The 21,088-nt window shown below is 65.7% G+C and carries 19 protein-coding genes; 10 read left to right on the top strand and 9 right to left on the bottom strand.

Annotation, left to right across the window (positions count from 1 at the left end; translation table 11 throughout):
• Positions 1-4: 4 nt before the first annotated feature.
• Complete coding sequence (locus CO669_RS32060; RefSeq protein WP_097666179.1) at positions 5-1,750, bottom strand: sensor domain-containing diguanylate cyclase; 1,746 nt, start codon at positions 1,748-1,750, stop codon at positions 5-7.
• Positions 1,751-1,982: 232 nt separating this feature from the next.
• On the opposite strand from CO669_RS32060, the gene CO669_RS32065 reads away from it, so the two are divergent.
• Positions 1,983-2,405, top strand: a complete 423-nt coding sequence (locus tag CO669_RS32065; RefSeq protein WP_097666181.1) for a PaaI family thioesterase — start codon at positions 1,983-1,985, stop codon at positions 2,403-2,405.
• A gap of 206 nt (positions 2,406-2,611) precedes the next feature.
• On the opposite strand, the gene CO669_RS32070 is transcribed toward CO669_RS32065, so the two are convergent.
• The gene (locus CO669_RS32070) at positions 2,612-3,889 is read right to left on the bottom strand and encodes a flavin-dependent oxidoreductase (RefSeq protein WP_097666183.1); all 1,278 of its coding nucleotides are present in this window, start codon (positions 3,887-3,889) and stop codon (positions 2,612-2,614) included.
• A 126-nt stretch (positions 3,890-4,015) separates the two neighbouring features.
• Here CO669_RS32070 and CO669_RS32075 point away from each other — a divergent pair, with 126 nt between their 5' ends.
• A complete protein-coding gene (locus CO669_RS32075; protein ID WP_097666239.1) occupies positions 4,016-4,636 on the top strand; it encodes a glutathione S-transferase family protein in 621 nt (206 codons plus the stop codon).
• A 165-nt stretch (positions 4,637-4,801) separates the two neighbouring features.
• Here CO669_RS32075 and CO669_RS32080 read toward each other — a convergent pair whose 3' ends face one another.
• Positions 4,802-5,725 (bottom strand): LysR family transcriptional regulator, encoded by a 924-nt coding sequence (locus CO669_RS32080; protein WP_097666185.1) that lies wholly within the window; start codon positions 5,723-5,725, stop codon positions 4,802-4,804.
• Between the two features lie 91 nt (positions 5,726-5,816).
• Between CO669_RS32080 and CO669_RS32085 the strand changes: the two genes are divergently transcribed.
• From CO669_RS32085 to CO669_RS32105, 5 genes are all read left to right on the top strand, one after another.
• A complete protein-coding gene (locus tag CO669_RS32085; RefSeq protein WP_097666241.1) occupies positions 5,817-6,260 on the top strand; it encodes a nuclear transport factor 2 family protein in 444 nt (147 codons plus the stop codon).
• Between the two features lie 59 nt (positions 6,261-6,319).
• On the top strand, positions 6,320-6,481 hold the full coding sequence (locus CO669_RS32090) for a YjiS-like domain-containing protein (protein ID WP_502694545.1): 162 nt from the start codon (positions 6,320-6,322) through the stop codon (positions 6,479-6,481).
• A 123-nt stretch (positions 6,482-6,604) separates the two neighbouring features.
• A complete protein-coding gene (locus CO669_RS32095) occupies positions 6,605-7,189 on the top strand; it encodes a biliverdin-producing heme oxygenase (protein WP_097666187.1) in 585 nt (194 codons plus the stop codon).
• Positions 7,186-9,732, top strand: a complete 2,547-nt coding sequence (locus CO669_RS32100) for an HWE histidine kinase domain-containing protein (RefSeq protein WP_097666189.1) — start codon at positions 7,186-7,188, stop codon at positions 9,730-9,732. Before CO669_RS32095 ends, CO669_RS32100 begins: the two co-directional genes overlap by 4 nt.
• A 258-nt stretch (positions 9,733-9,990) precedes the next feature.
• Positions 9,991-12,000 (top strand): HAMP domain-containing methyl-accepting chemotaxis protein, encoded by a 2,010-nt coding sequence (locus tag CO669_RS32105; RefSeq protein WP_198964371.1) that lies wholly within the window; start codon positions 9,991-9,993, stop codon positions 11,998-12,000.
• Positions 12,001-12,057: 57 nt separating this feature from the next.
• Here the strand turns inward: CO669_RS32105 and CO669_RS32110 are convergent, their stop codons facing one another.
• The 3 genes from CO669_RS32110 to CO669_RS32120 all read right to left on the bottom strand — a co-directional run bounded on the left by CO669_RS32110 (position 12,058) and on the right by CO669_RS32120 (position 14,467).
• Entirely contained in the window at positions 12,058-12,744 is a 687-nt protein-coding gene (locus CO669_RS32110; protein ID WP_198964372.1) for a glutathione S-transferase family protein, read from the bottom strand.
• A 144-nt stretch (positions 12,745-12,888) separates the two neighbouring features.
• Positions 12,889-13,215: a hypothetical protein gene (locus tag CO669_RS32115; protein WP_097666195.1), complete on the bottom strand. Its 327-nt coding sequence runs from the start codon at positions 13,213-13,215 to the stop codon at positions 12,889-12,891.
• 121 nt (positions 13,216-13,336) lie between these two features.
• Positions 13,337-14,467 carry a site-specific DNA-methyltransferase gene (locus tag CO669_RS32120; RefSeq protein ID WP_097666197.1) on the bottom strand — a complete coding sequence of 377 codons (1,131 nt, stop codon included), beginning with the start codon at positions 14,465-14,467 and terminating at the stop codon, positions 13,337-13,339.
• Positions 14,468-14,879: 412 nt separating this feature from the next.
• Between CO669_RS32120 and ypfJ the strand changes: the two genes are divergently transcribed.
• Both ypfJ and moaB read left to right on the top strand, forming a co-directional pair.
• Positions 14,880-15,818 (top strand): KPN_02809 family neutral zinc metallopeptidase, encoded by a 939-nt coding sequence (ypfJ, locus tag CO669_RS32125; RefSeq protein WP_097666199.1) that lies wholly within the window; start codon positions 14,880-14,882, stop codon positions 15,816-15,818.
• Between the two features lie 229 nt (positions 15,819-16,047).
• Complete coding sequence (gene moaB, locus CO669_RS32130) at positions 16,048-16,611, top strand: molybdenum cofactor biosynthesis protein B (protein ID WP_097666201.1); 564 nt, start codon at positions 16,048-16,050, stop codon at positions 16,609-16,611.
• A 231-nt stretch (positions 16,612-16,842) separates the two neighbouring features.
• Here moaB and CO669_RS32135 read toward each other — a convergent pair whose 3' ends face one another.
• Both CO669_RS32135 and CO669_RS32140 read right to left on the bottom strand, forming a co-directional pair.
• Positions 16,843-17,769 (bottom strand): bifunctional helix-turn-helix transcriptional regulator/GNAT family N-acetyltransferase, encoded by a 927-nt coding sequence (locus tag CO669_RS32135; protein WP_097666203.1) that lies wholly within the window; start codon positions 17,767-17,769, stop codon positions 16,843-16,845.
• A 63-nt stretch (positions 17,770-17,832) separates the two neighbouring features.
• Positions 17,833-18,408, bottom strand: a complete 576-nt coding sequence (locus CO669_RS32140) for a glycosyltransferase family protein (protein ID WP_097666205.1) — start codon at positions 18,406-18,408, stop codon at positions 17,833-17,835.
• A gap of 230 nt (positions 18,409-18,638) precedes the next feature.
• On the opposite strand from CO669_RS32140, the gene CO669_RS32145 reads away from it, so the two are divergent.
• Entirely contained in the window at positions 18,639-19,478 is an 840-nt protein-coding gene (locus CO669_RS32145) for an RMD1 family protein (protein ID WP_097666207.1), read from the top strand.
• Here the strand turns inward: CO669_RS32145 and CO669_RS32150 are convergent.
• The gene (locus CO669_RS32150; RefSeq protein WP_097666209.1) at positions 19,472-21,082 is read right to left on the bottom strand and encodes a PEP/pyruvate-binding domain-containing protein; all 1,611 of its coding nucleotides are present in this window, start codon (positions 21,080-21,082) and stop codon (positions 19,472-19,474) included. The genes CO669_RS32145 and CO669_RS32150 overlap by 7 nt on opposite strands.
• Positions 21,083-21,088 lie beyond the last annotated feature (6 nt).

The raw sequence follows: 21,088 nt of genomic DNA on the forward strand, positions 1-21,088 counted from the left end.
CCCGTCAGGCCGCGCGGGCAGCGCGCTGGTCCTCCGCCGGCATCAGGAAGGTGCGGTTGCGCCCGGTCTTCTTGGCGACATAGAGGCCCTGGTCGGCGCGCTCGATGACGTCCTGCACGTCGCGATCGTTCTCGTCGAACAGCGCAAGCCCGACCGAGACGGTAATCGGAATGACGACGTTGTCGTGGCTGACCCTCGCGCCTTCGATTGCGGTCCGGATGCGCTCGGCGAGCAGCACGGCGGTCTCCTGGTCGATCTCGCGCAGCAGCACCACGAACTCCTCGCCGCCGAAGCGGGCGGCCTTGTCGGTGGTCCGGATCGACTGGCTGACGATCTCGGCGACGTGCTTGATGGCGTCGTCGCCGGCGGCGTGGCCGTGGGTGTCGTTGATCTTCTTGAAATGGTCGATGTCGATCATCAGCGTCGCCATGTTGCGCTTGTAGCGTCGGCAGAACGCCATCGTGTCGTCGGCAATTGCGAGAAAGGAGCGGCGGTTCATCAGGCCGGTCATGAAGTCGGTGTCGGCGAGCTGGCGCAGCTTGAGCATGTCCTCCTGAAGCTGCATCGCGTTTTCGGACGCGCGCAGCTCGGCTTCCTTGGTGCGCTCCTCGGCAAGGCCGATGCGGCGAAGCAGCGAGCGCAGCGCGCGCGAGAGCCGGACGACCTCGGCGGAGCCGCTCTGCCGCGCCAGCATGGTCGGGCCATGGGCGCGTCCGATGCGATCGGCTTCCTGCGTGATGGCGATGATGGGGCCCGCGATCCGGCGCGAGACCAGCCAGGCCAGCGACAGCGCGATCAGGGCAATGACCGCGCCGATCGCCAGGATCGTCTGCGCCGACGAGATCGCGGCTGCGAGCGCCACGCTCGCCGGCTGGCTCGCGGTGACGATCCAGTTCAGCCCCTGATAGTCGCGATAGCCGCGGCCGACATGGAACGCCGTCAGCAATTGCCGCCCGTCCGCCGTTTCCTGGAAAGTGCCGTCACGGGCGTTCAGGATGTCGGAGAGCTCGTTGCCGGCATAGCGGATGGTTTCCTTCTGCCGACCGACCAGCACCATGCCGCCCTTGCTGAGGATCGAGAGCTGGGTGTCGGTATTGCCGTCATTGGCTTCGGCGTCCTTGATCAGGTTGGAAGCCCAGTTCCAGTCCAGATGTCCGCCCAGCACGCCGAGCAGCTTGCCGGAGGCGTCATGGACGGGGACCGCAATGTCGACGAAGCGATACGGCTCGTTGTCGGCGCGCTGCATCAGCAAGGAGGCGAGCAGGATGGCCTCATGGACGTCGCCGATCGCTATTCGTTCAAGGCCCTGCTTGAACCATGGCCGCGCGGCCACGGACTTGCCCTGCAGCAGGCCGCCGGTCGAGGCGACGACGTTGCCGTCGAGATCGGCAAAGCCGATCCAGGCGAAGTCGAAGGAATGCTGGAGCGCCTCGAGCGCGCTGCGCAACTCGTCGGGATTGCCCTGCCACAACCGCTGCATCGGCTGAAGCTCGGCAAACAGCTTCATTTCCTGCTGCCGCGTCGCCATGAAGCGGTCGAGCCTGCCGGAGGTGCTGGAGGCGATCCCGGCCAGGCTGCTTTCGATCAGGGCGGAGGTGTTTCTGTAGCTGATGAGCGCCGCGCCGGCGGCCAGTGTCCCGACCAGCACGATGGACATCGCGGCAACGGCTGCGGCGATCTGCGTCCGCACGGTCAGTCGATCTTCGATGGCGTGCAGGCGGTCAGCTGCCTGCTGCAGAAAGGTCCGCATGGAAAGGCTCCGGTTTCGCCGTCGCTTTTCTCATGAGGTAACTGCCAACCGCTTACCGGCGGATTTCCCAATTGGATCGTATTGAACCGGTCGTAAATCCGCTTGGTTGAAGAGAGCTGAATTCACAGGGTTCCATGGGTTCCATTGTTGCAGGGGACGCTGGTCGGCCGCCTCGCGCTGCTGACAGGATGCTGTCAGCAGACTTGCGCTACCTCCAGACTGGAGGTGCCGCATGGTCAAGACCGCGCTCGACGATTTTCCAAGACCGCCCTGCGCCGAACTGCTCGGCTGGCGGCTGCTCGATGCCCGCCCCGCGGAAGGTTGGATCAGGCTTTCCTTCGAGGGCAAGACGGAGTTCTGCAATCCGGCGGGCTTCATCCAGGGGGGCATGCTCTCGGCGATGCTCGACGACACCATGGGCCCGGCCGTGCTGGTGATGAGCGAAGGCCGGCTCTACACCACCACGATCAGCATGACCGTGAATTTCCTCAGCCCCGCCAGGCCCGGCCCGATCATCGGCGAGGCTAGGGTCACGCAGCTCGGCAAGACCATTGCCTTTGTCGAAGCCAGGCTGATGGCGGAGGATGGCACGGTGTTGGCAACGGCGAGTGCGAGCGAGCGGCTGCTCGAAGCGGCAAGGGTGGTGGGGAAATAGTCTGGCCGCGCACTCCTGCCTTCTCCCTTGCGGGAGAAGGTGGCGCGGAGCGCCGGACGAGGGGGATTTCTCCGCGGATTCAAACTGTGAGTTCGACTCGCGGAGAGATACCCCCTCACCGAAGCGAGTTCGCATCTACCAGCGGCGCTGCCCTCTCCCGCAAGGGGCGAGGGCACATCAACGCGCATCCCGCTTCCCGCGCAAGCTCAACCGGCCGCGCGGGCGTCTCTGCTCACGATCGGCGGCTTGGCGTTCAGCGCCTCGACCTGGAATCCGGCGACGCGCTTGTAATTCGCGGCGATGTCTTCCAGCTCTTTCTGCGACAGCACATCGGTGACCACCTTGTACCCGTCGGGCGCGCGCTCCTCGACCAGCTGCATCACCTGCTCCGGGCCGTTCTTGCGGTTGAGCAGCACGAGGTCGGTGGTGGCGGGCCGGCGCTCGGCCTCATAGGCGAGCAGTGCCGCGGTGGTCGGACCATGCGCGAGAATCTCGCGGGTGATGGTGCGCGCGTCGAGGATCGCCTGCGAGGCGCCGTTCGAGCCGATCGGGTACATCGGATGTGCGGCGTCACCCATCAGCGTGACCTTGCCGAAGGTCCATTGCGAGACCGGGTCGCGGTCGACAAGCGGATATTCGTAGGCGTGTGGGCAGTTCCGGATCAGGCCGGGCACGTCGAGCCAGTCGAACTGCCAGCTCTCGAACCAGGGCAGAAACTCCTCCAGCCGCGCGGTGCGGTTATAGTCCTCGCGCCGCCATTGATAGGTCGGCGGCATGTGGCGCTCGGCGACCCAGTTGATCAGATGGTTGCCGGAGGCGTCCGGTTCCTTGCTGATCGGATAGCAGACGAACTTCAGGATCTCATGGCCGGCCATGATCATGGTGCGGCCGGTGAGGAAGGCTTTCGCCGGCGTGACGCCGCGCCAGAGGATGCGGCCGTTCCAGATCGGCGGTCCCTCGTTCGGATAGAGTTTTTCTCGCGCGGCGGAATGAATGCCGTCGGCGGCGATCAGGATGGCGCCTTCGTAGGTCCCGGCAGCCTTGCCGGTCGCCCGGTCGATGAAGTCGGCGCGCACGCCGTTTGTGGTCTCGGTCCAGCCGGTCAGGTGATGGCTGGTGAGAATGTTGTCGCGGCCGAGCCGCTCGATCGCGGTGTCGAGCAGGATCTGTTGCAGCGTGCCGCGATGGATCGAGAATTGCGGCCATTTATAGCCGGCCTCCAGCCCGCGCGGTTCGCTCCAGATCGGCTTGCCGTGCTTGGAGAAATAGGCGAGCTCGCGCGTCCGCACGCCGCTGGCGTCCAGCTTGTCCAGCAGCCCGAGCTCGATCAGCTCGCGCACCGCATGCGGCAGCACGTTGATGCCGACGCCGAGCGGCTTCAGCTCGGCGACGCTCTCGAACACTTTTACGGGAACGCCGATCTGGTGCAGGCTGAGCGCAAGCGTCAGCCCGCCGATGCCGCCACCGGCGATGAGTACCGTCATGACAAAATCCCCCTCCGATTGACGGCGTCTTCGCACGGCCGGGCGGCGGTGGGCAACTGCGAAAAGTCCCCTATGGACGGCGCGGCGGAGGGCCGTTAACCTCGGGTTTTCCCCATGAGGTCCGACATGCTCAAGCTCTACTACGCAACCGGCACCTGCGCGCTCGCCACCTACATCACCCTGGAGGAGGCCGGCGCCGACTACACGGCGGAACGGCTGAGCTTCAAGGACAACCAGCAGAACAGCCCGGATTATCTCAAGATCAACCCGAAGGGCCGCGTGCCGGCCCTGGTGACCGATCGCGGCATCCTGACCGAGACGCCGGCGATGCTGGCTTACGTTGCCCAGACCTTCCCCAAGGCGAAGCTCGCGCCGCTCGACGATCCCTTCGACTTCGCCCAGGTGCAGTCGTTCAACTCATATCTGTGCTCGACCGTGCACATCAACCATGCCCACAAGATGCGCGGTGCGCGCTGGGCGACGCAGGAGAGCTCGTTCGCCGACATGAAGGCGAAGGTCCCGCAGACCATGGCCGCCTGCTTCGCGCTGATGGAGCAGAAGATGTTCAGGGGACCCTGGGTGATGGGCGATCAGTACACGATCTGCGATCCCTATCTCTACACGCTCTCGACCTGGCTCGAAGGCGACAGTGTCGACATCAACGCGACGCCGAAGATCGCCGATCATTTCAAGCGCATGTCGGACCGTCCCGCCGTCGCGAAGGTGATGGCCGCGCAGAAGGCGTGACACCCTCGGTGTCGTCCCGGATCGGCGCTCCGCTTCGCTACGCTTGTCCGGGACGACACCGTGTTTGGTGAAGCAGTCTCGTAGGGTGGGCAAAGGCGCGAAGCGCCGTGCCCACGATCTCCCTCGACAACGACGGGATGGTGGGCACGCGTCGCTTTGCCCACCCTACGAGAGCTTGTGTCGGGCTTGCTCCAGCTCCCGCCCCGTCTGAAGCATCAGCCGCCGCAGCCAGATCGAGCCGGGGTCCATCTGCGCCCGCGTCGGATGGAACATGAATTGCTCGTCAATGCCGGGGTCCAGCGGCGGCGTCACCGCGACGAGACCGAGCCGTTTCGAAAGGGCCGCGATCAGCCGTTGCGGCACGAAGGCGACGAGGTCGGTGCGCGCGGCAACGTGCAGCGCTTCGAGATAGCCCGACACGACCAGCGAAATGTGCCGCTCGATGCCTTTGGCGCGCAGCCAGGTGTCGATCAGGTCCTCGGGCTGGCCGCGGATGATCACGCCGACATGGCGCGCCGCCAGGAACGTCTCGCGACGCTTCAGCTTCGTCGACTGCGGATGGCCGCGCCGCACCGCCAGGGCGTCGCGGTCGGTGTAGAGCAATTGGCGGTGGAAGCCCTTGAAGGCATTGCCGATCGAGATCACGAGATCGATGGTGCGGGCGAACTCGGCGTGGAAGATCGCAGGCCCTCGCCACGGCACGACGTCGATGCGGACGTTGGGCGCAAGGCGCGTCACCTTCTCCATCAGCGGCGGCATCAACAGCTCGACGGCGAGATCGGGCATCATCAGGCGAAACTGCCGCTCGCTGCGTGCCGCGTCGAACTCATCCGGCACGAACAGCCCGCGCACCTGGTCCAGTGCCTGCGCCAGCGGCGCGCGCAGGGCCTGGGCCCGCGGCGTCAACTCCATGCGGGCGCCGGTGCGCACCAGCAGCGGCTCGCCGAAGATGTCGCGCAGGCGTTGCAGCGCGTGGCTGGTCGCGGGCTGTGACAGGCCGATCCGCATGGCCGCGCGGCTGACATTGGCCTCGCGCAACAGCGCATCGAGCGCGGTCAGAAGATTAAGGTCGAGCGAATTCAAATTCATGAGGTGAATAGATATCATACCCGCTATCGATTTGAAGAATTATCCGGGCGCGGCGATGATCCCTGACGTTCTCACCGAAGGAGATGCCGCCATGAGCGCCGCCGCCAACAAGAAACTGATGCAGGATATTTTCGCCGCCGCCGCCAATCCCGATCCGGCCGCGCGCGATCGCGCCCTGTTCACCGCAAGCCTTGCCGAGGACGCCAAATGGGTCGTGACCGGCCAATATTCCTGGTCGCGCACATTTTCGGGCAAGGCGGCGATCCTCAACGACCTGCACGGCTATGTGCGCAGCCGCCTTCGCGACCGGACGCGCACGCTGGCTCACCGCTTCATCGCCGACGGTGACGTCGTCGTGGTGGAAGCCAAGGGCGACAACGTCACGCCCGAAGGCGTGCGCTACGACAACGACTACTGCCTGGTGTTTCGTCTCGAGGACGGCAAGATCAAGGAGATCCGCGAGTACTGCGACTCGATCCTGACCGAGCGGGCGCTGGGCCCGTTTCCGCAAGCAGCGGTGAGGGCTGCGGGCTGACCGGGGTGACTACCGTCTCGTCCGTCGACCGCTGCCGTCTCCACCAGTCGACGCGGTTGGTGCGGTTCTGGCGGGAACTGGCGAAAATGGTCCGCCTCAGGCGCGGGCGGTCCGTAGCGCGGTATCACCTCGCCGCCATGAGCGAGCGAGAGCTTCAGGATTGTGGAATGACCCGGGCCGAGATCGAGTACGAACTCTATCGGCCCCGGCGACGCGAATAGAGAAGGGCGGGGCGCGGGCCCCGCCTTTTTCCCAGCCCCAGCGGGAACCTTTGGGTTCCTCGCGGCGTTTTCTTCGCTTCCGGGGCAATCGCGCCCGCGGCATTGCGCGCGTTTGGGAATTTTATGCTGGCTGGGGCTTTGGACGTTTCAACGGGAGTAGGCCACAGCCTTACCGGACTTCGCGAACGATTGAGAGACGCCACTTCCGCGGCGCATCGGAAGCTCGATGCCCAGCTCTCTTCGTTCGATCTCACGGTCTTTTCCGGCTATCGTCGTTTCCTTCAGGCCAGCGCCGGCGCCCTGCTGCCGCTCGAAGCGGCCCTCGTCGAGGCCGGTGTCGCCAGGATGTTCCCGGACTGGCCCGAGCGGGCGCGCAGTCACGCGATCGCGACGGATCTGGCGCGGCTCGGCCAAGACGCGCAGGCGACCGTGTCGGTATCGCCGATGACGCCCGGCGGCGTGCTCGGTACGATGTATGTGCTCGAAGGCTCGCGCCTCGGGGCGAAATTTCTGCTCAAGACGATCGCGGATGCGACCGATTCGCGTGTCGCCGAAGCGACGGCCTATCTCAGCCATGGCACCGGCAAGCGGCTCTGGCAGAGTTTCCTGTCGAAGCTGCAGAGCGAAGAGCCCTGCGATGAGGATGAGGTGATCGAGGCGGCGAGGGCGGCCTTCGCCGCGTTCGAGCGGGCGGCGGACCGCGCATGAACGAGGCGGTCAATCTCACCAATTGCGATCGTGAGCCGATCCACGTTCCCGGCAGCGTGCAGCCGTTCGGCTTCCTGCTCACGGTGCTGTCCGATTTCACGATCTGCATGGCGTCCGAGAATGCCGGAAGCTTCCTCGGGACCGAAGTGGCCGATCTGCTCCAGCAGCCCCTGTCGAGGGTCTTCTCGGAAGCCGCGGTAGAGGCCATCCGCGGCCGCGTCGATCATCTGAGCGGTCCTGATGCGACGGAGCGCATGTTCGGCGTCGCGCTGCAGGACGGCAAGCCGGTCTACGATCTCTCGATCCATTTCTCCGGCGTCTATCTCGTGATCGAGGCGGAGCCCAGCGTCAACGAGCCCGGTGTCAATTCTGGGGAGCTCGTTCGCCTGATGCTGGAGCGCATCCGCAAGACGCGCGGCATGAGCGAGCTCGCGCGCGAAGCTGCGCGCCAGCTCAAGGTGCTGACCGGCTTCGACCGCGTCATGGTCTACCAGTTCCACCCGGACGGATCCGGGGAGGTCATCGCTGAGACCGCGGAAGCCGGGCTCGAATCCTTCCTCGGCCTGCATTATCCAGCCTCCGACATCCCCCGCCAGGCCCGCATCCTCTATCAGCGCAACTGGCTTCGCATCATCGCCGACATCAATTCCGTGCCGGCTCCGCTGACGTCCACCCCCACGCACAATGCCGGGCTGCTCGACCTTTCGATGAGCGTGCTGCGCTCGGTCTCGCCGATTCACATCGAATATCTGCGCAACATGGGCGTCGCCGCCTCGATGTCGGTGTCGATCCTGCGCGACGGCAAGCTGTGGGGGCTGTTCGCCTGCCATCATTATTCGCCGCGCTACATCTCGTTCGACAAGCGCACGGCCTCCGAGCTGTTCGGGCAGATGTTCTCCTGGATCGTCGAGGGACGCGAGCGCGAGGGCGACGTCGCCTATGAGGCCCGCGCCCATCAGGTTCAGGAGCGCTTGATCGAGATCGCGGCCTCGCACGACCACAGCCGCCGCGCCATCGTCGACTTCCTCGGCGACTATCGCAAGATGATCGACTGCGACGGCGTCGCGGTGTGGTCCGACAACAAGATCGCGATCGAGGGAGATACGCCGACCGAGGACGAGGTAAAGGACCTCGTCGCCTTCATCAACCGGACCTCGCCGGGGCGGATCTTCGCCAGCGCCGAGATCGCCAAGGTCTACGCCGCCGGGCAATCGTTTCGCGATCGCGCCGCGGGGTTTCTCGCCATCCCGATCTCGCGGACCCCGCGCGACTGCCTGATCTTCTTCCGGCGCGAGGTCACGCGGTCCGTGAACTGGGCGGGTGCTCCCGACAAGGTCTACGACGAGGGCCCGAACGGGCCACGGCTGACGCCGCGCAAGAGCTTCGAGCTCTGGCAGGAAACGGTGGCGGGCCAGTCGAAGCCATGGTCTGCGGCCGATATCCGCATCGCCGAGAGCCTGCGCGTCACGCTGCTGGAGGTGATCCTGCAATTGTCCGACCTTGCCGCGCGCGAGCGCCGGGGTGCGCAGGAGCGGCAGGAGCTGATGATCGCCGAGCTCAATCACCGCGTCCGCAACATCCTGAGCCTGGTCCGGGCGCTGGTGGCGCAGAGCAAGGACACCGCGACGAGCGTGGAGGAGTTTGCCGCTGTTCTCGGCGGTCGAATCCAGGCCCTGGCCCGCGCCCACGACCAGATCACCAATCTGAACTGGGCGCCGGTGGCGCTGCGGACCCTCGTCGAATCCGAGGCCGGCGCCTATCTCGGGGCGCGTGCCGGCCGGGTGAAGATGGGCGGGCCGGACGTCGCGCTCGATCCCAAGGCGTTTGCCACGCTGGCCCTCGTCGTCCACGAGATGATGACGAACTCCGCCAAATATGGCGCGCTCGCCGATTCCACCGGCAACGTCGAGGTGGTCTGGCGCCTCGATCCCTCGTCGAGCCTCGTGATCGAATGGAAGGAAAGCGGCGGTCCGCCGGTGCAGCCACCGACGCGGCGCGGCTTCGGCACCACGATCATCGAGCGCTCGGTGCCGTTCGATCTCAAGGGCGATGCCGAAATCCGTTTCGATCTTCTGGGCGTGCAGGCGAAGTTCGTCATTCCCGCCAACTTCGTCGAACTTGTGCCGTCAATAGCAGGAGCCGCCATGCGCATCGAGGAGCAGCAGTCCAATCGTCCCCGGATCTCCGAGACCGCGCTGATCGTCGAGGACAATCTGATCATCGCCATGGCGGCGGAAGTCATCCTGCTCGATCTCGGCGCCCGCCACGTCGACACCGCAGCCAGCGTCGACCAGGCGCTGCGCTCGATCGAGCGCACGCGGCCGAGCTTCGCCCTGCTCGATCTCAACCTCGGCAGCGAGAGCAGCATCAAGGTGGCGCAGAAACTGAAGGAAATCGGCGTGCCCTTCATCTTCGCAACCGGCTATGGCGAGCGCGCGCCGCTTCCTGCGGAGCTGGCCTCGGTGCCGGTGGTGCAGAAGCCCTACACGCTCGAGGTGGTCGAGCATGCGCTCGGCAAAATGCAGCAGGCCGCCGCCCAGTAAGGGCTCGCTGCCACGCTATGCATGCCGCCGCGGATTCTGGCGTGACTTCGCATGGCTGCCGATAAAATCAGCAGGTCTTGGCGGTTGCGTTGCGCATACGCGCGAAGAATTTGAAGGTTCAATTAACGAGTGTCCCCCATTGTGTCGCGGTGCAGCGTGGGTCGCAAGGATGCGACGCGCGGCTGCCGGGGTGGCCGGTGACGCTCGCCGGAATCGTTCGGCCGCTCGAAGTGGAATGCATCTGGGTGGACAGTGGGAATGCCGAAGTTTCGTTTGCGGATCAGGGGACGCCTGTACGCAGGCTTCATGGCCTTGGTGGCGGTTGGTCTCGTGATGGCGGTGGTCGCCGTCTGGAATTTGCGCTCGGTGCAGGATCAGGTCGCAAGACAATCTGCATTGTCGGACAGCACGGCCCGGGTTTTGGAGATATCGGCCCATCTTCAGGCGATCCAGCGCGCCAATCTGCGTTACGTCTACGACGCCAGCGAGCCCGCGATGAAGGAGGCGCAGGAGCGGGAAACCGCGGCGACCGAGCTGTTGCGGGTCGGCGCGAAGGGGACGCTCTCGGAGGAGCGGCGATCGCTTTACAACGGCCTCGTCGACGACATCGCCAAGATGCGACGCCTGCGTGACAACCTCGGTGACGCCGTCAACGAGGCGAGGACGGGCAAGGCGACCTTGCTGCCGAGCGGCGAGGACCTCGCCGTCAAGATGGGCAAGCTGGCCGACACGGCGCGCGCGGCCGTTGACGAGGACACCGCGGCCCTCGTTGCCGACCTCGAATCCAGGATCCTCCTCGTGCGGGTCGCGAACTGGCGCTTCCTGGCGCTGCGCGATGCGCAGGGTCCGGCGAATTTCCGGGCCAGCGTCGACAGGGCGGCACAACGGCTCGCGGCGATCGAGAAAAGCCCGCAGGCGACGGAGTTGCGCTCCACGCTGGGGCCGGTGAAGACCGCGCTCGGCGTCTACAAATCCGCGTTCGAGACGACCTCGGCCGCGATGCTTCAGGCCGACGAGATCTACCACAAGAACCTCGCCCCCCTCGTCGTCGACAGCATCGGGCGGCTCAAGGCCGCGGAAGCGACCCTGAAGAAGGATTATCAGGACTCGCGCAGCCAGGCCGAAGCCGTGATCGAAGGCACGACGACCGTTCAGGAGATCGCGGGCGGCCTTGCCGTCCTGTTCGGCGGCATCGTCGCCTTCATGATCGCCCGCAGCATCGTCGGCCCCCTGGCTTCGATGACGCGTGCGATGGGGCTGCTCGCCGGCGGCAATCTCGCGGTCGAGATTCCCGGCCGCGGCAAGGCCGACGAGATCGGCGACATGGCCAAGGCGATCCAGGTGTTCAAGGACAACATGATCGACACCGAGCGGATGCGCGGCGAGCAGTCCGAGCTCGAGGCGCGGCAGGCCGAAAGCCGCAAGAAGGACATGGTCAGGCTGGCCGACCAGTTCGAGCAGGCGGTGGGCGAGATCGTGAATACGGTGTCGTCGGCGTCGAATGAGCTCGAAGCCTCCGCCGGCACGCTGACCACGACCGCCTCGCGGGCGCAGAATCTGTCGACGGAGGTCGCCAGCGCCTCGCAGGAGGCCTCGGCCAACGTCCAGGCGGTGGCCTCGGCGACCGAGGAGCTCTCCTCCTCGGTGTCCGAGATCGCACGCCAGGTGCAGGAATCCGCGCGCATCGCCGGCGAGGCCGTCGGTCAGGCGAGCCGGACCAACGCGCGCGTCGGCGAGCTCTCCAAGGCCGCGGCACGGATCGGCGACGTGGTCGAACTGATCAGCACCATCGCCGGACAGACCAACCTGCTGGCGCTGAACGCCACCATCGAGGCGGCCCGCGCCGGCGATGCCGGCCGCGGTTTTGCCGTGGTCGCCTCCGAGGTGAAGGCGCTCGCCGAGCAGACGGCGAAGGCGACCGGCGAGATCGGCCAGCAGATCTCCAACATCCAGGCTGCCACCGAGCAATCCGTCGGTGCCATCAGGGAAATCAGCGGCACCATCGAGCGGTTGTCCGAGATCTCCTCGACGGTTGCGGCCGCGGTGGAGCAACAGGGCGCGGCGACGCAGGAGATCTCGCGCAACGTCCAGCAGGCGGCCCACGGCACGCAGAGGGTGTCGTCCAACATCGGCGACGTGCAGCGCGGCGCCTCCGACACCGGGTCGGCTTCATCGCAGGTGCTGTCCGCGGCACGCTCGCTGTCGGCCGACAGCAACCGCCTGAAGCAGGAGGTCGCCAAGTTCCTGAGCTCGGTCCACGCCGCCTGAGGCGTGAAAAGCAAAGGGCCACGCGTTTGCGCGTGGCCCGACAAGCGGCGTGTGCGCTCAGGCGACCTTGGTCGTCATATGCTTGAACATGTTGGCACGCGCCTCGTCGTCCATCTCGGCCTTGAAGGTGAACTTGTCCTTCAGCGCGATCGCGCGGGCTGCCGCCGGCCGTGCCGAGATCTCGTCCACCAGCCGCTTCACGTTCGGGTAGCGCGCGAAGGCGTCGTCGCCGAGCTTGAACGGCAGCATCCGCGCCCAGCCCCACAGCGCCATGTCGACGATGGAATAGCTGTCGCCGACCATGTAGCGGCGGCCGTTGAGGTGTGCGTCGAGAATCCCGTAGTGGCGATCGGTCTCGTACTGATAGCGGTTATGGGCGTAGTCGTGGTTCTGGTCCTTCGGCGCGAAATGCTTGAAGTGCACGGCCTGGCCCGAATACGGCCCGACGCCGGTCGCGATGAACATCAGCCATGACAGCGTCTCGCCGCGCACGCTGGCGGCAGGCAGGAACTTGCCGGTCTTCTCGGCGAGATACAGCAGGATCGCATTCGAGTCGAACACGATGGTCCCGTTGTCGTCGATCGCCGGCACCTTGCCGTTCGGATTGACCTTCAGATAGTCGGGCGTGAACTGCTCGCCCTTGCGGGTGTCGATCTTCACCGGCTCGAAAGCAAGGCCGGCCTCTTCCAGGTAGAGCGCGACCTTGGTCGGGTTCGGCGAGCCGTTGAAATAGAATTTGAGCATCACACATCTCCCCAGAGTTTCATGCCAATATCTCGTGCCGAGCGCGAACGCAGCATCCTTGCCGCTGGCGCCCTTCTCTTGCCCGAACCTCGTCGGAGAGGGCAACCGGCGAGTTTGCCGGGCGGTATCTGCGCTGTGCGCAGATCAGCCGGCGTAACAAAGGCCGATCGCCGCCGTAAGAACCATCGCCGCGCCGACGGCCTCCAGGCGCAGCCCGAGCCGCGCGGCAAGATGCATGTCGGAGGCCCGCGCCGCGCGCTCCGAGCCGCGGGCATAGCCGTGCACGATGACGTCGTGATTGAAATTGTCGTGCGCCTCGTTGCTGCCGGCGAGCCCGACGCAAATCACGAGCACCCCGAACAGCGCGAGGCCGAAGAAGCCGAGCAGGGCGATCAGGAACATCGGAAACATGCCGAGCAGGAAGATCGGCAGCAGCGGCACCAGCAGCAATGTCTCGGACTGTCGTCGCATGGGACCAGGCCGGTCAGGACGGGGCTGATCGGGGGAATCTAGTCCCGGCCGTGGCGGCTTTCAACCACTGCCGCCGTCATTCCGGGGCGCGCTTCTTGGCGAGCCCGGAATGACGGAGAAACTACTCCGTCCCCATACCCGCGCGGATCTCGGCGCGCAGCTCGTCGATCAGCTTGAGACCCTTCTTGGTCTCGATATGCCAGAACGTCCAGCCGTTGCAGGCCTGGGCGCCTTGCGCCACGGCGCCGATGCGGTGGATCGAGCCGACCTTGTCGCCGAACATGATGGCGCCGTCGGCACGGACCAGCGCGCCGAGCTTTTTCTTGGCGTCGAACAGTTTCGTGCCGGGCATGATCATGCCGCGCTCGATCAGCTCGGAGAACGCCACGCGCGGCGCTTCGCGTGCGGTCATGAACGGGGCGAGGCTCTCTTCCGGCAGCGGCTCGACCTTGGCGATGCGCTGCTCGGCGGCCTTCGCATACGTCTTGTCGCGCTCGAAGCCGATATAGGAGCGGCCGAGGCGTTTGGCGACGGCGCCGGTGGTGCCGGTGCCGTTGAAGGGGTCGATCACGAGATCGCCGGGCTTCGACGAGGACAGCAGCACGCGCGCCAGCAGGCCTTCCGGCTTCTGGGTCGGATGCACTTTCTTGCCGTCGGCGCCCTTCAGGCGCTCCTCGCCGGTGCAGAGCGGGATCAGCCAGTCGGAGCGTGCCTGCACGTCCTCGTTGGCGGCCTTCAGCGCCTCGTAGTTGAACGTGTAGCCCTTGGCCTTCTCGTCACGCGCGGCCCAGATCATGGTCTCGTGCGCGTTGGTGAAGCGGCGGCCGCGGAAATTCGGCATCGGGTTCGACTTGCGCCACACGATGTCGTTCAGGAGCCAGAAGCCGAGGTCCTGCATGATCGCGCCGACGCGGAAGATGTTGTGATAGGAGCCGATCACCCAGATCGTCGCCGACGGCTTCATCGCGCGGCGTGCGGCAAGCAGCCAGGCGCGGGTGAAATCGTCATAGGCGGAGAATGAATCGAACTTGTCCCAGTCGTCGTTGACGGCGTCGACGTGGGACTCGTCGGGGCGCTTGAGATCGCCCTTGAGCTGAAGGTTGTAGGGCGGATCTGCGAACACCAGATCGACGCTACCTGCCTGAAGCTTCGACATCTCGGCGACGCAATCACCGAGGATGATTCGATGCGACGGAGACTCAAAATTTGTGCGGGGCGCCCTTGCAGACGCCCCGCGACGCGACTCTACCATGACTCAAGAACTCTGACTCAGGCGACGCTGTCGGCGACGCGGGACCAAACAACCGACTGACCGTTACAATGAAGCGGCAAAGTAAAAATCGACTTAACCCGCCGTTTTGTTGAGCAGGCCGCGCATCGCGTTCTGCGTGCATGTCGACGTGCGCATTCGCTGTTTTTTACAGGGGATTTCGCGTTCGCCTGGGTTGGGGGAGCATCGTGGCTTCAAAAAGGCTGCAAATTTCTCTCGGAAAAAATTGCTCGACCCTCGGAAAAAATTGCTGGCTTCGGCGTGCTGTCGCACTAGGCAATAATTGCCGAGCGGGATATTGATAAAAGCAACGGAAATTTTACGTGTGTGGCGCGTTGAGCTTTCGCGCTTCTGCGCCCTAATGACGCCAATCGAGGACTGAGGGAAACCCGCCATGCGCTACGATGATTTCCGCCGCAGCGACGACATCGAGGATCGTCGCGACGATGGTGGAGGCGGCGGTGGCGGAGGCGGGTTCGGCCTGCCCATGGGCGGCGGCGGGCTCGGCATCGGCACCATCATCGTGCTCGGTCTGGTCGGCTATGCCTTCGGCATCGATCCGCGCATCCTGATCGGCGGCGCCGAGATCCTCACCGGCGGCGGCCAGGCGCCGAGCTACCAGACCGATCGCCAGTCGTCTTCGACCGCCAAGCGCGGCGCGCCGACCGACGAGATGGGCAGCATGATCGCCGGCATTCTCGGCGAGATCGACGACCGTTGGAGCGAGATCTTCCAGGCTTCGGGCCAGTCCTACACCGGCCCGAAGGTCGTGCTGTTCCGCAACGTCACCAATGGCGGTCGCTGCGGCCGGGCAGAGTCGGCGATGGGGCCGTTCTATTGTCCGCCGGATCGCACCATCTTCCTCGACACCTCGTTCTTCCGCGAGGTCGAGACGCGCTTCCGCGGCTGCTCCGGCAAGTCCGCCTGTAACTTCACCACCGCCTACATCATCGCGCATGAAGCCGGCCATCACATCCAGAACCTGCTCGGCATCATCCCGCGCGTGACGCGGCTGCAGCAGCAGGCCGGCTCGAAGGCGGAGGCGAATGCGCTCCAGGTCAAGGTCGAGCTGCAGGCGGATTGCCTATCCGGCGTCTGGGTCAATCGCGAGGCGAAGAAGCGTCCGAACTTCCTGGAAGCCGGCGATATCGACGCCGCGCTGACCACGGCGAGCGCGATCGGCGACGACACGCTGCAGCGCCAGGCCACGGGGCGCGTCGTGCCCGACTCCTTCACCCACGGCTCGGCGGCGCAACGCAAGCAGTGGTTCATGACCGGCTACCAGCAGGGCACGGTCCAGGCCTGCAACACGTTCGGCGGCGGGACGCAGTAACGACGATCGTGTGCCCCGGACGCAGCGCAGCTGTGAACTATGATGCGCGATTGCACGTCCGGGAATCCGGGAGTAGTGGCGTCATCCTGAGGTGCTCGCCGCTTCGGCGAGCCCTCGGGGGATGGCGAAGCCCGCGGGCCATCCTTCGAGGCTCGCTGTGCGGTGCGGTTGCACCGCGTAGCGCGCACCTCAGGATGACGGCGGCGGGTGGGAGAGAAGGTGCGGTTCAATGGCCTCCATCGACGAAACCAAGCAGTTCATCCCGCTCAACATCGCGGTGCTCACCGTATCGGACACGCGCGCGCTCGCGGACGACAAGTCCGGCCAGACGCTCGCTGATCGCCTGCTGGCAGCCGGCCATCATCTCGCCGCGCGCGAGATCGTCACCGACGACGTCGAGGCGATCCGTGCCGTTGTCCGCCGCTGGATCGCAGATGGCGGCGTCGACGTCGTCATCACCACCGGCGGCACCGGCTTTACCGGGCGCGACGTCACGCCGGAGGCGATCGAGCCGTTGTTCGAGAAGCGCATGGATGGTTTCTCGATTGCCTTCCACATGCTGAGCCACGCCAAGATCGGGACCTCGACGATCCAGAGCCGTGCCACCGCAGGCGTCGCCGGCGCCACCTACATCTTCTGCCTGCCGGGCTCGCCCGGTGCCTGCCGCGACGGCTGGGACGGCATCCTGGCCGCCCAACTCGACTACCGCACGCGCCCCTGCAATTTCGTCGAGATCATGCCGCGGCTGGACGAGCACCTGCGAAGGCCGAAGGCGCAAGGCGCGACGGCGTAGGGGCTTACTTCCCTTCTCCCCTCATGTCCGCCGAGGCCTTGGCGAAGGCGGATGTGGGAGAAGGTGGCGCGAAGCGCCGGACGAGGGGCATCTATCGGCGTGTACAATGCGAGAGAGTGCGTGCGCGGAGCCATACCCCTCACCCAAGTGAGTTTGTGTCGACCAGCGTCGCTGCCCTCTCCCGCAAGGGGCGAGGGCACATTTACGGGCATCTTGCTCGCTGCGTGATCGCTACAGATCCCGCTCCCACGTTTCCCCGATCAGATCCTGCCCGAAGCTGTGATGCGGCTCGGTGGCGACCAGCTTGAATCCGGCGCTCTTGTAGATGCCGCGCGCGGCCACCAGGATGCTCTGCGTCCACAGCGTCATCTTGCTGTAGCCCCTCTCACGCGCGCCCTGAAGGCATTGCTCGACCAGCGCGCGACCGACGCCGAGGCCTCGCGCCTTCTTCTCCACCTGCAGCAGGCGCAGCTTGGCGATCTCGTCCGTGGCCTTGACCAGGAAGATCGACCCGACCGGCTCGCCGCTCATTTCCGCGATCCAGCAGTGCTCGCGCGCGGGGTCGTAGTTCTTGATGAACTGCGCGCAGATCTCGGCGACCAGCGCCTCGTAGCTGATTTCCCAATTGTAGTCGGCGGCGTAGGCGGCGGCCTGTCGGGAGATGACCCAGCCCATGTCGCCGACGCGATGGCTGCGCAGCATGAAAGCCGCGGGCTGGCTGCGACGTTGCTCCAACACGGCCTCGATGGTCGCCATCGCCTGTGTGAGCCGCGTCGCGTCATCGGAAGAAAGCTCGGCCAGCATGGCGGCGACTTCGTTTTGCGAACTCTGATTGAGTTTGGCGAAGGTCTGTCGGCCCTTGGCTGTGAGGCTGAGCTGGTACTGCCTGCGATCTGCGGGCAGGGGCTTTCGCGTGATCAGCCCCTTCTCGTCGAAGTTCTGGACGATGCGGCTGAGATAACCGGGGTCAAGACCAAGCTCGATTCCGATCTCTTTCGCCGCCAAATCGTCGCGGTGAGCGAGTTCATAGAGCACCCGGGCTTCGCTGAGCGAAAACGGGCTCTTTCCAAGGTGCTGGTCGAGCACCCCGAGCTTGCGGGTATAGAAGCGGTTGAAGGCGCGGACCGCGGTGATGGGGTCGGTAGCTTCGAACGACATGGGGCACCTCGATACTTGCCATTGTCAAATAACTATTTGACTTTGGCAAGTATCGAGGTGGCCTCACGTGACCATGACGATCCGGCTGCGCAGCATGGTCCGGGACGATCGGCCGAGCCGCCGGAGCAGCCGCGCTTCGGAATGGCGGGCCTGCGGCGGGTAGCCGCCGATCCGGTCGTAATGATCACGCGCGATCAGGAGTCCCTGGTCGCCGAGCGGGCCGACAAGCTTGCGCGCCAGGGCCCGGAGGATGTCCCGCAAGCCGGTATCGGCGTAAGGCGAGCGCGCATAACGGAAGACCGCGGCCCGATCCCGGCCGCTGGTCGCAACGGCCTGGATGAACTGGGTGGTTTCCTCGATCCAGCCGGTTTCCAGCACCGCGCCCGCGGGCAGGAACATCAGCCAGGGCGAGCGGGCCTGGAGCGCGCCGGCCGCGAGGGCGGCGCCTTGCGAGGATCCCTCGAAGCCGACGAAACGGCAGCCTGCGACGTCGGCAACGCGCTCGATGACGCCGTTGCGGGTGCCGTCGACCAGGAGCACTTCCCGGATGATTCCGGCGGCGGCGCCGGGAACCAGCGCGGCCAGCGTGGCGACCGCCGTCTGCTCGACGCCTTCGGTCGGAATGATGACGCTCAACATGATTGAGGCTTCAATGTCTGCACTTCGGAAAGAAGCGGAGCTCGTTATGATGTTGTCATAAACATGCGGCGTTGCCGAGTGCAACTTTCCGGCCGCGCTTCAGCATGCGATGGTAAACCGTCGCCCGTCATCGCAGCCAAATGTGTCACGGGCGGGCCCGCGATATTGCCGAATGTTTCGGCATTACCCCGACTGTATTTACCGGAGCTGCGCGGCAACGGAGGTCTTGCATGAACGCCGATCAACTCGCCGTTGGTACGGCGCCAACTTCGCCGAAGCAGGGGGCTGCGCCGACCCTACGGGTCCGGGCGCTGATGCTGGGAGACCGCATCAATGCCTCCGGCCTGGAGATCGGGACGCTGGTCTCGTCCACTCCGGCCGCCTTCCGCGTCCACGCCGGTCTTGTCGTGATCTTCCGCTACGGCGTCGTGGTGCTGATCGGCCTGCTGCCTTCGGAGGAGAAGGTCCTCATTGACAATTTGAAGTCGCGCGTGACTGGCGAGCTCAGCCCGTATGAGGAGGAGATCGCCCAGGCACAGCTTTGCAACGACGAGGCCGCCGAGGCGATCCAGCCGGGCGGGCCGATCTGCCTCGCCAAGTTCTCCGACGACCGGCTGCTGGTGGTTGCCGACGCGCTCGCCAAGAGCACGTCGCTGGCGCGCGACGAGCGCCGCGTCGCCGCGGTCTTCGATGTGATCGAGCCGTTTGCGCGGGAGCTAGCCGAACACGGCCGCACGCCGCGTCGGCGCAAAGGCATTCTGCAACTGATCGGCAATGCCCTCCTGGTGCAGCAGCGCGTCGCCGGCCGCGTCGCGATCGCCGAGAAGCCCGACGTGCTCTGGGAGAAGCCCGAGCTCGACCGGCTCTATTCCCGTCTCGAGGACGAGTACGAGCTGAAGGAGCGCCTCGACACGCTCGAGCGTAAGCTCTCCGCGGTGTCGGAGACCGCCAATGCCCTGACCGACATCATCGACACCCAGCGCTCGCTCCGGCTCGAGATCGCGGTCGTGGTGCTGATCGTGATCGAGGTCGCGATCGGGTGTTTTCAGATCCTGACCGGCGTTCACTGAGGCGCGGCGACGTGCCTGCCATGTTGATCCGATTGGGCCTGCCACGATGCGATCTCGGCAAGCTCGGCTTCGGGCCGAGTCCGGATCGTCTCGCAGCGTCCGAGATAGAGCTCTCCGGCGTCGCCCTCGATCGTAATCCATTCGCCTTCGGCAAGGCTGAGATTGCCGACCCGGGCCCGCTTCGCGACAGGATCGATCTTCAGCTCGCGGCAGCCGACGACGCAGGGCTTGCCCATTTGCCGCGCCACCAGGGCCGCATGCGAGGTGCGCGCGCCAACTGACGTGACGATGCCCGCCGACAGGGCAAAGCCGGCGACGTCGGCGGTGCTGGTATCGGGCCGCAGCAGGATGACCGGTTCACCCGCCGCCGAGAGGCTTTGAGCGCCTTCGGACGAGAACGCCGCCCGTCCGATCCCGATGCCGCCGGAGGCGCCAATGCCGGTCGTCGCGGGCTCGCCTGATGACGCCAATCTGGTTTCGGTCAGCGCGGCGAGGTCGATCTCCGCAATCCGTTCCAGGGCCTCGTCTTTCGAGATCAGGCCTTCGTGCACGAGGTCGATCGCGATCCTGGCGGCGGCCCGCGGCGTGCGCTTTGCGGTGCGGGTCTGGAGGATCCACAGCTTGCCGTTCTCGACCGTGAACTCGACGTCCTGGACGTCGGCGAACGTGCGCTCGAGTTGCCTCAGGATATCGCCAAGCTCCGATTCGAGCTTCGGCAACTCGCGGGCAATGGCCTCCGCCGTATCGGGCGCGCGCCTCCCGGAAACGACGTCTTCCCCCTGCGCATCGAGCACGAGGTCGATCATCGGGCGCCGCGCGCCCGTCGACGGATCGCGCGAGAATGCCACGCCCGCCCCGGAGGCAAGACCGCCATTGCCGAAGACCATCGCCTGAACGGTCACGGCGGTGCCCTCGAGCGCTTCAAGACGTTGCAGGCTTCGATAAGTCTGCGCGCGCTCGCTCATCCAGGATTGATAGACGGCTCGGGCTGCCGCCTCCAACTGCGCGAAGGCATCCTCCAGCGAGCCATCGGCGCGATCCTCGATCAGCGTCTGCTCCCGGATGGCGAGCCGCGCCAGCGCCTCGCTGTCGAGCTCGCGGTCGCTGCCGGCGCTTTCGGCTGCGACGAGTTCGCAGATGTGCGTGGCAAATTCGGCCTGGTCGATATTGAGCACCGTCTCGCCAAAGCTTTCCAGGAAACGGCGCCGGCAATCCCAGGCAAGCCGCGGCCGGCCGGTCGCACGGATCAGGCCATGCACGGCGTCGGACGTGCAGCCGACATTGAGAACGGTGTCGAGCATGCCCGGCATCGATCGCGCCGCGCCCGAGCGCACCGACACCAGCAGCGGCTGCCGGCGGTCGCCAAAGCGCTTTCCGGTAGCGCTCTCCAGGAACGAAATTCCTTCCTCCAGGCCGTCGCGCAGATGTCGCGCGGCGTGGGCATGGCCGGCAACGATGTCGGCGCAGAGTTTGACCGGGAGCACGAAGGCAGGCGGCACCGGCAGGCCCAGTGACGCCATGCGGGCAAGGTTGGCGGCCTTGGCGCCGATCTCTTCGGCGGGGCGCAATTCGGAGGCGTCAGCGCCGATACGCACGATATGCATGGTGGC

Origin of the sequence: Bradyrhizobium sp. Y36, assembly GCF_002531575.1 — a bacterium.
Lineage (GTDB): Bacteria > Pseudomonadota > Alphaproteobacteria > Rhizobiales > Xanthobacteraceae > Bradyrhizobium.